Here is an 8663-nt window from a genome sequence, read left to right as displayed (position 1 = left end):
CCCCCCCGCCGCCGCCAGGGTCTGGAGCAGGCGGGCGGCGTTGTCCGCCGGCAGCGGGCCGTCCCGGAGCAGCTCCCCGAGCCGGCTCCCGTGCGTCCACTCGGCGACCACCACCCCGAGGACGTGTTCGGGGTGGTCAACGCCGTGGCTGCTGCTCAGGACGTCCAGCACCCTGGCCACCCCGACGCAGTGGAAGCTCGCCGCGTGCATGCAGCGTTCCAGGACCCGACGCGCCTTGGTCACCACCTGCCCGTCGGTCCGGTGCCCCACCAGGACGGTCAGCGCCACGTCGCGTCCGAGCGCGGTGTCCTTCGCCCGCCAGAGCTGGGCCTGGCAGGACGCGTCGTACCCGACCTGCTCGATCAGCCGGTAGCGGTTGTCGGCGAGCAGGGTGCCCGGGCTCAGCTCGGCGAGGTCCGACCAGTCCGGTGGCGGCGGAGCGGACGCGGGCACGGTGAGGTCGGCACCGTTGCCCGTGTGGTTCCGGTGCGCTGCCGTGTACTGCGTAGGCTTGCCGCTCACGGTGTCTTCTCCTGATCCACCCGCTCCCCGGAAAGCGAAGGCCCCCAACCACCGCCGCGGAGTCTCCGAGCTGAGGGTACGGGAAGTTGGCTGTCATCGACTGGCCGATAAGGAGGCCCACACTGGGGGCCGTCAGTAGGACGGGGCAGCACGGTCGCGCGGTTGCCTCCGCTCACCGAACGCTTCACCGCCTCACGAGTCTGCGCAGTTTGCCTGCGACGGGGTCAAGTTCACGCGTCTTCAACAGCAACATCACCCCGAAGGTGACGATCACCCCGACGATTCCGGCGAAGATCAGCTGGAGCCAGGCCTGAATCGCTGAGTCGGGTGTCATTCCTCCGGGGCCGGTGAGTACGACGATCAGCGCCGCCGCGCCCGCGCCGACCACCGAGCCGACGAGGGTCTTCCCGATCGTCACCGCCAAGGCCCGGCTGCCGAGCCGCCCGATGCGGTGGCGCAGCCAGATCTCCCCCGCGATCCACCCCACCACGAAGGTCAGCGAATTCACGAAGGTGATGCCGAAGACCACGTCCTCCGGCGCGAGCACCAGCGGGCACAGGTAGATGAGCGGCACCTTGGCCAGCGTCATCACGCCCATCAGCAGGGTCGGTGTCCGCGAGTCCTTCATCGCGTAGAACGCCCGGAGCTGGAGCATGGTGACGGCGTAGGGGAGGACGCCGAAAGCCGACACGGCCAACGCGATCCCCAGCCGGTTCCCGCCCTCCACGCCGCTGGCGCCGTAGGAGAACAGCACCACGCCGATCTGCGCGCCCAGCACCGTCATCAACGCGCTCAGCGGAAGCAGGGCCGTCGTGCACATCCTGCTGCCCAGGGAGAGGTCATCCTTGAGCTTCTCGTAGTCGTGGCTGGCCGCAGCGGCGCTCATCCGGGGCAGGATCGCCGTCATGATCGAGAAACCGATCACGCCGTACGGCAGCTGGAGCAGCAGCCAGGCGTTGCTGTAGATCGCGAGACCGCCGTAGGCGGTGGCGACCCGGCTGAGCGCGACGAGTCCCACCTGGGAGACCGCGACGTAGCCGAGCACCCACGCCGCGAGGCCGCCGAACTCCGCCAGGCGGGAGTCGAAACCCCACCGCCAGCGCAACGACACCCCGGCTCGCCGGAGGGCGGGCAGCAGCACGGCTGCCTGCACGACCACGCCGGCGGTGACCCCGAGACCGAGGACCAGCAGGTGCGTGTCGGTCATGCGCACCGGGTCGACGGTCATCTCACCCGGCAGCAGCGCGTACGCGCCCAGGGTGGCCAGGATGACGACGTTGTTCAGGACCGGGGCCCAGGCCGGCGGGCCGAAGACCTGCTTGGCCTGGAGGATCGCCATGAACAGCGCCGACATGCCGTAGAAGAGGATCTGCGGCAGCAGCAGGTAGGCGAAGGCGGTGGCCAGCGCGGGGTTCGCCTCGGTGTCCCCGTCGCTGACGTACATCGCGGTCAGCAGCGGAGCGGCCAGCACCGACAGGACCATGCCGACGCCGAGGATGACGGCCGCCAGGGTGAGCAGCCGTTCGGTGAACGCCTGTCCCCCGTCCGCGTCCTCCTTCTGGGCGCGGACGAGCACCGGCACGACGACGCTGGCCAGGACACCGCCGAGCAGGAGCTCGGTGATGATGTTCGGCAGGTTGTTGGCGGCCGTGAAGGAGTCGTTGATCGCACCCCAGCCCACGATCCAGACGAGGACGGCCTTCCAGAGGAAGCCCGTGATCCGGCTGATCAGCGTCGCGATCGCCATCGAGCCAGCCGCCCTGAGCACGGACCTCTTCCGCCCACCACCCGTACCGGGCTCGGCGGCGGCCGAGGCGGTCGCCGTGGCCATGACCGTCGTCGCCGCGTCGGGGTCGGACTCGGCCTCGGGCGAGGAACCCACGGTGGCGAACTGGACCGTCTCCGCCTCCGATGGGTCGGTTCCGGACCGGATCGGTCGACCGATCCGGATGGTTTCCTCGTTGGGGTTGCTCACCTGGCCTCCTCACCCCGCTGCGATATCTGACCGCACCCCGCGCGTGTTACCAGCTGCCAGCACTCGGGGCTGCCACCACCGCGGACGGTGTGGAGAGGGCCGCGCCGGCGGCGCGGCACTTCGGACTGCGTCACCTGGTCACTTTCCGTCACTGCCGTGCCGGGGCCGACCGGCGGCCGACCCGTTGTCGACGGCTCGCTCCCACTGGTCGTCCGCCCCCGGCGGGTCGTCCTGGTCCCTCTCGCCGGGATCCGTGCCCGCCTCCCCCGGCGAGGGCGTGCCGCCCCCGCCCCGGAACCTGCGGACGAGTCGACGTGCCGACAACAGCACGAGTGCCGCCCCGGCCACCACGGTGATGATCACCGTAATCGTCCCGTACGCGGTCGAGCTGACCAACAACCGCACCGGCGGGCCGAGTTCCGTTCCTCCCGGGGTGGTGAGAACGGCCGACACCGTGAACTGCCCCGACCTGCTGACCTCGGCGGGGATCAGGCGCTGCCGCGTGCTGTTCGCCGGGACGTCGAACTCCTGGGCGTGCGGGATGTCCAGCCCCGGCGCGTCGCGCAGCAGGACCTGGACCCGGACGCCCACCGGGAGGCGGTTGCTGACGGCCAGCGGGAGCGGTGAGTCGGAGGCCGCGAGGGACAGCGGAGTGCCGGGGCGGTTGACCTGGACCCGGGCCAACAGCCGGTCCAGGCTGAGGTTGGCCGCCGACAGGCTCTGGTTGGCGGCCGTGGCGTTGCCCCGCCAACTGCTCGACGTGGCACCCAGGTAGGCCAGCCGTACCGGGTCGGTCAGGTCCTCCGGTTGGACCCGGCTGTTCGGGTCGACGGAGGTGTCCGGCGTGAGCGCGGAACCGAAGTCGGTGACCCGTTGGGTTCCTCGGCGAACGGCTCCGCCGACCTGCGCCGGGATCTCCCGGGAACCGACGTCGGCGGGGTAGGTCAGCGCGGTCGCCCGCTCGGGGAGGGGAGCGTCGGGCTGGTCCACCAGCCAGCTCGGGGTGGCGAGGCCCAGCTGGAAGAGCCGTTCGATCCCCCCGAGCAACGCGGCGTGGTCGGCGGGGCGCTGCTCCCACAGCCGGGGCGGCGCCACCACCAGGCGGGACGACTCGCTGATCGTGGCGTCCGCCGTCGTCCGGAACAGCAGCACGCCGAGCGTGTCGGCGACAGCGTCCCGGGCTGGCGTCGCGGGTTCGAGCGCGGCGGCCGCCGCCCCGCCGCCACCGCCGGGCTGCCTGCCCGGTGCGGCGGCGGTGACCCGCAACGCGCGGCTGACCAGCGGGTCGATCGGGAGCGCGGTGGGCTCGACCTGGGCGCCCGTCACGCGGGCTGGCACCAGGCCCTGGGCGGCCTCCTCCATCCCGGAAGGGGACAACAGCAGGGTGTCGGCACCGGACCCGGTCAGGGCCGTCAGCGTCGCGTCGTCCAGCACACCTTCGGCGGGCCACACCACCGACGACAGCGGTTTCGTGCCGCCCAGCACCCGTTCCACGATTTCGGCGCCCCGCGAGAACGCCAGGTCGCGGAGGTCGTCCATGCCGGACCTCGTGAGGGCGACCAGGTCGGCGTCCGCGTAGGGCAGGGCGATCACGCAGCGTCCGCTGGCCGCGTCCCGCAGCTTGTTCAGCCAGACCTCGGCGGTGCTGCCGCCGGCGCCCTCGACGGGGCCCTCCCCGCTCGAGGAGCGCACGAGGTACCCGGCGGACATCGCCTCGACCGCCTCCAGCAGGGCCGGGTCGATCGCGAAGCAGAGCGACTTGCTGAGGTTGGAGCCGGGCGCGACACCGTCCTCGATCGCCTGGAGGAGCCCGAACAGCCGCCCCCCAGGTCCGACCGACCTGGCGAGTTCGTCGTCGGCGAGGATCGCCCGTCCCCGGGTGTCCCGGCCGACCACCTTGGGAGTGGAGACCAGCGGCCACAGCACGGTGGTCGACGGGGAGACCGAGGAGGAGGCGGTGGCGCCGCCCGGCGCGCCGACCACCGGCAGCAGCATGGACGTCGCCGCGAGCCGGGCGTCACCGCCGTAGTCGGGCTGGCCGTTCGCGTTCACCAGCAACGGGTAGCTACCGGGCTGGCTGATCCCGAGCGTGCCGTCACCGCCGGCCAGCGGCGCCCGCACGGTGAAGTCCGCGCCGTCGCCGGGGGCGAGGGACTCGACCACCGGGACGAAGGGGGACGCCGCGGTGTCCGTCGGCGCGGTCCCGTCGAGGGCCGCCCCGGCGGCGTCGGCGCCGGCCACCGGCTCACCGCGTTGGAGCCGCACGACGACGTTGGAGAGGTTGCGGTCGGAGACGTTGCGGATCCGGCCCGTGACGACGAGCTCCGGTGGCCCGTCGGGCGTCACCACCCGTGGGGTCATCTCGGAGACGGACAGTTCCGCCAGGGCGGTGGCCGGGGTCACCTGACGGGGGTGTGCCCCGGCGCTCGCCTGCCGGTGCTCCACGGCTCCCGCCGCACCGGCGAGACCGACGGTGATCAGCCCGACCAATCCGAGGGCCGTCACACATCGCAGTAGGGACGTGCGCACGTCCGCCCGGTGGGCCCTCCGGCCCCGTTCTCGTTTCACGCCAGCTCCGTGCCTGCCTGCTCGTTGGGGTCCGGGGGTCGGTTCGTCGAGGGGGACCTCGTGAGGACCTCCTCCGTCCGCCGCACCAGCCGACGCTCGTCCGCGTAGGCCAACCGCCCGTCGAGGTCGTCGAGCGGCACCCAGGCCACCTCGGTGACCTCGACGTCGGCGTCGGACAGTTCGCCACCCACCGCGCGGAGCAGGTAGTGGTGCACCGTCTTGTGCACGCGCCTGTCCCCCGCGATGAACCAGTAGTCGATGGTGCCGAGCGGGGCCACCACCGTGCCCTCGATCCCGGTCTCCTCCCGGACCTCGCGTTCGGCCGCCTGCTCGGCTGTCTCTCCATCTTCCAGGTGACCCTTGGGGAGCGACCAGAGCAGCCTGCCCCGGCGGTCGAGTCGCCCAATGATCGCAGCGTGCGTCCCGGCCGTGTCGAGCACCAGCCCTCCGGCCGATGTCTCACGCACGGTCCGCAGCCGTCTGCGCCGACGGCTCCTGCCGGTCGGTTTCCGGGAGCCGGAACGACCGGATGACGAGGGCATACCCGGATGGTAGTGCGGAAACGGGGGTGCCGGCCGGTCGTGACGGGCCCGCGCCGGTCCGCGCGGCCCCGCGCGGCGGCGCGGCGGAGACCGTCGTCGTCGACCAGCGGGGGCAGATACCCTGGCTTGCCGTGTCTCCGGAACAGAAGCCGATTGCCAGCAGCTCGGCCGCGCAACTGCGGACCCAGCGCACCGCCGTGGTCGAACTGCTCAGGGTGGCGCCGGTCGCCGACGAGGTGGCCAGGAGGTTCGAGGCCGCCGGCCACGAGCTCTACCTCGTCGGGGGGAGCGTCCGCGACGCGCTGCTGGGCCGGCTCGGAACGGACCTCGACTTCACGACCGACGCGAGGCCGGAGCAGGTGGTGGAGCTGCTCACCGGCTGGGCCGACGCGATCTGGGACACCGGCATCGAGTTCGGCACCGTCGGCGCGACCCGGCGGGGCAGCACGCTGGAGATCACGACCTTCCGGGCCGACAGCTACGACAGGGTGACCCGGAACCCGGAGGTGGTCTTCGGTGACCACATCGACGACGACCTGCTGCGACGGGACTTCACGGTCAACGCGATGGCCGTCCGCCTGCCGGAGCGCAGGTTCGTCGACCCGCACGACGGGATGACCGCGCTGCTCGAGCGCCGGCTCGACACGCCGGCCACCCCGGAGGAGTCGTTCGCCGACGACCCGCTGCGGATGCTGCGGGCGGCGAGGTTCGTGGCCCAGCTCGGTTTCCGCCCCGCGCCGCGCGTGGTCACGGCCATGCGGGAGATGGCGGACCAGATCGACCGCATCACCGCCGAACGGGTCCAGGCCGAGCTGTCGAAGCTGCTCAGCGGACCACACGCCCGGCAGGGGGTGGAGCTCATGGTTGACACCGGCCTGGCCGACCGGGTGCTCCCCGAGGTGCCGGCGATGCGCCTGGAAATCGACGAACACCATCAGCACAAGGACGTCTACCAGCACTCGCTGGTTGTGTTGGACCAGGCGATCGAGCTGGAGAACGCCGACCCGGACCAGGACGGGCCCGACCTGGTGCTGCGGATGGCGGCGTTGCTCCACGACATCGGCAAACCGGCGACCAGGAGGTTCGAGGCCGGTGGCGGCGTCAGCTTCCACCACCACGAGGTGGTGGGCGCCAAGATGACGCGGCGGCGACTGCGTGAGCTGCGCTACTCCAAGGAGTTCGTCACCCAGGTCTCGCAGCTCGTCTACCTGCACCTGCGCTTCCACGGGTACGGCACCGGCCAGTGGACCGACTCCGCGGTCCGCCGGTACGTCACCGACGCCGGTGACCTGCTGCCCCGACTCCACAAACTGGTCCGCGCGGACTGCACGACGCGGAACCGGCGCAAGGCCGCCGCGCTCCAACGGTCCTACGACGACCTGGAGGAGCGGATCGCCCGCATCGCGGCGGAGGAGGACCTCCAGCGGGTTCGCCCCGACCTGGACGGGAACGAGATCATGCGGTTGCTCGGGCTGCCGCCCGGCCCCCTGGTCGGTCGGGCCTGGAGCCACCTCAAGGAGCTCAGGCTGGAGCGGGGCCCGCTGAGCAGGGACGAGGCCGAGGCGGAACTGCGGGCGTGGGCGCGTTCCGAGGGCATCGACCCGCCGGCGGCCGGCTGAGCGGCCTCGTCGGGGTGGCTCCCCGTTCGGCAGTGGGGGACGACCGCAGCCGGCAGGAGGGATGACCAGCGGCCCTGGCGGTGGCCCGGACCAGCGGCGGACCCGCACCGCCCCGCCACCCTCACCCGGGTGGTCCTCGTCTCCGTTCGGGCGGCCCTCCCCGCGTGGCCGCCCGTCGGAGCCCCAGCGCGGGCCGGGGCCCCGGCACATGATGGGACCTCGGAACCCGAGTGTGGCAGGGGACGTCGAAGTGCCCGAGCGGTGACCGAGGGACCGGGGGTGCTGGCATGTCGGACCGGCAGCGGACGGCGGTACCAGAGGGGTCGATCCAGTACTCGTTCGGCACCGGGCAGGGCACGCCCACGGTGTGGACCAGCCCGGCGTCGGTGGACGTGACGGGAGCGGGAGTCGCGGACGCGGTGCCGCTCGACTTCACCGGTGACGGGCGCCGGGTCGACCTGCTGTGGGATTCGGACGGGGACGGGGTCGCCGACACCGTCCTGCTCGACCTCGACGGGGACGGGGTCGTGGACGCCGCTTTCACCGATCCCACCGGGTTGGGGACCTGGAACGCCCGCGCGGAACTCCCGCCCTTGGTGCCGGGTTCCGTGGTGCTGGCCCCCGACCGGGTGCCCGACCAGCGGTCTGGTGAACAGGAACCCGCGACCCCACCGACGATCCCGAGCTCACCCGAGGCGGGCCGCGCCGAGGGGACGGAGGCCGGCGGAGCGGACGGCCGGGTCGAGGAGGAGCCGGACGGGGCCGGTGGCCCGTCCGGGGGCGGGACCGAGGAGATGCCAGCCGGTGAGGAGGGCGCCAAGCGGGCACCGGCACCCGACGCCCCCGACCCGGAGTGGGACGACGACGTCCGGGGCGGTGCCGGTGACGTGGAGGAGGACACCGAGCGGGACGACCCGTGGTTGGACGACATCTTCGGCGCGACCGCGCCGGTCGGCGCGGCGGCGGGCACCCCGCTGCGGTGGGTCGACTCGGCCGGTCGGGAGCAGGTGGCCGTGGCCCGGGTGGATGTCGACCAGGACGGGGTGCCCGACGCGGCCTGGGTGGACTACGACGGGGACGGCCGGGCGAACGAGGCCGTGGTGGACGTGGACGGCGACGGCCGGGCCGACGAGGTGTACGTCGACAGCGACGGGGACGGTGTCCTGGACACCGTGTACCTGGACACCGACGGGGACGGCGTGATGGACGTGCGGCTGGTGGACACCGACGGGGACGGGGAGATGGACCGGGTGATCGGGCGCGGCGAGGAGGGGTTCGACCTCTGAGGCCCGCCGGGAGGCCCGACCGGGGGTGGCTGCGGTGGCTCCGGTCAGCTCGCGGGGCGCGGGGCGGAGGACTCCGGGCCCCGGTCACCGTCCCGTTCGTCGGGTTCCGCTGGCGGGTGGTCGCCGGTCGGGTCGGGGCCGTCGGGCCGCC

At 72.8% G+C, this 8663-nt stretch carries 6 protein-coding genes; 2 read left to right on the top strand and 4 right to left on the bottom strand.

Going from position 1 to position 8663, the window contains the following annotated elements; genetic code table 11:
- From ACTIDRAF_RS0221690 to ACTIDRAF_RS30435, 4 genes are all read right to left on the bottom strand, one after another.
- A partial coding sequence (locus ACTIDRAF_RS0221690) for a hypothetical protein (RefSeq protein ID WP_026066369.1) occupies positions 1–522 on the bottom strand: 522 nt, incomplete at its 3' end.
- Positions 523–706: 184 nt separating this feature from the next.
- The gene (gene murJ, locus ACTIDRAF_RS0221685; RefSeq protein ID WP_016700812.1) at positions 707–2497 is read right to left on the bottom strand and encodes a murein biosynthesis integral membrane protein MurJ; all 1791 of its coding nucleotides are present in this window, start codon (positions 2495–2497) and stop codon (positions 707–709) included.
- Positions 2498–2635: 138 nt separating this feature from the next.
- The gene (locus ACTIDRAF_RS30440) at positions 2636–5002 is read right to left on the bottom strand and encodes a DUF6049 family protein (protein WP_016700811.1); all 2367 of its coding nucleotides are present in this window, start codon (positions 5000–5002) and stop codon (positions 2636–2638) included.
- Between the two features lie 59 nt (positions 5003–5061).
- Positions 5062–5607 carry an NUDIX hydrolase gene (locus tag ACTIDRAF_RS30435; RefSeq protein WP_052168928.1) on the bottom strand — a complete coding sequence of 182 codons (546 nt, stop codon included), beginning with the start codon at positions 5605–5607 and terminating at the stop codon, positions 5062–5064.
- Between ACTIDRAF_RS30435 and ACTIDRAF_RS0221670 the strand changes: the two genes are divergently transcribed.
- Both ACTIDRAF_RS0221670 and ACTIDRAF_RS34585 read left to right on the top strand, forming a co-directional pair.
- A complete protein-coding gene (locus ACTIDRAF_RS0221670) occupies positions 5595–7226 on the top strand; it encodes a CCA tRNA nucleotidyltransferase (protein WP_083886556.1) in 1632 nt (543 codons plus the stop codon). The genes ACTIDRAF_RS30435 and ACTIDRAF_RS0221670 overlap by 13 nt on opposite strands.
- 287 nt (positions 7227–7513) lie before the next feature.
- Positions 7514–8512 (top strand): hypothetical protein, encoded by a 999-nt coding sequence (locus ACTIDRAF_RS34585; protein ID WP_016700808.1) that lies wholly within the window; start codon positions 7514–7516, stop codon positions 8510–8512.
- Positions 8513–8663 lie beyond the last annotated feature (151 nt).

It is taken from the genome of Actinoalloteichus spitiensis RMV-1378 (assembly GCF_000239155.1).
In the GTDB taxonomy this organism is placed as follows: Bacteria; Actinomycetota; Actinomycetes; order Mycobacteriales; family Pseudonocardiaceae; genus Actinoalloteichus_B; species Actinoalloteichus_B spitiensis.
This window is presented reverse-complemented; position numbering and strand designations above follow the sequence as displayed.

Coding starts and splice junctions, on each gene's coding strand:
- ACTIDRAF_RS0221670 (WP_083886556.1), top strand. CDS start 5,595: ATGACGAGGGCATACCCGGATGGTAGTGCGGAAACGGGGGTGCCGGCC.
- ACTIDRAF_RS30435 (WP_052168928.1), bottom strand. CDS start 5,607: ATGCCCTCGTCATCCGGTCGTTCCGGCTCCCGGAAACCGACCGGCAGG.
- ACTIDRAF_RS34585 (WP_016700808.1), top strand. CDS start 7,514: ATGTCGGACCGGCAGCGGACGGCGGTACCAGAGGGGTCGATCCAGTAC.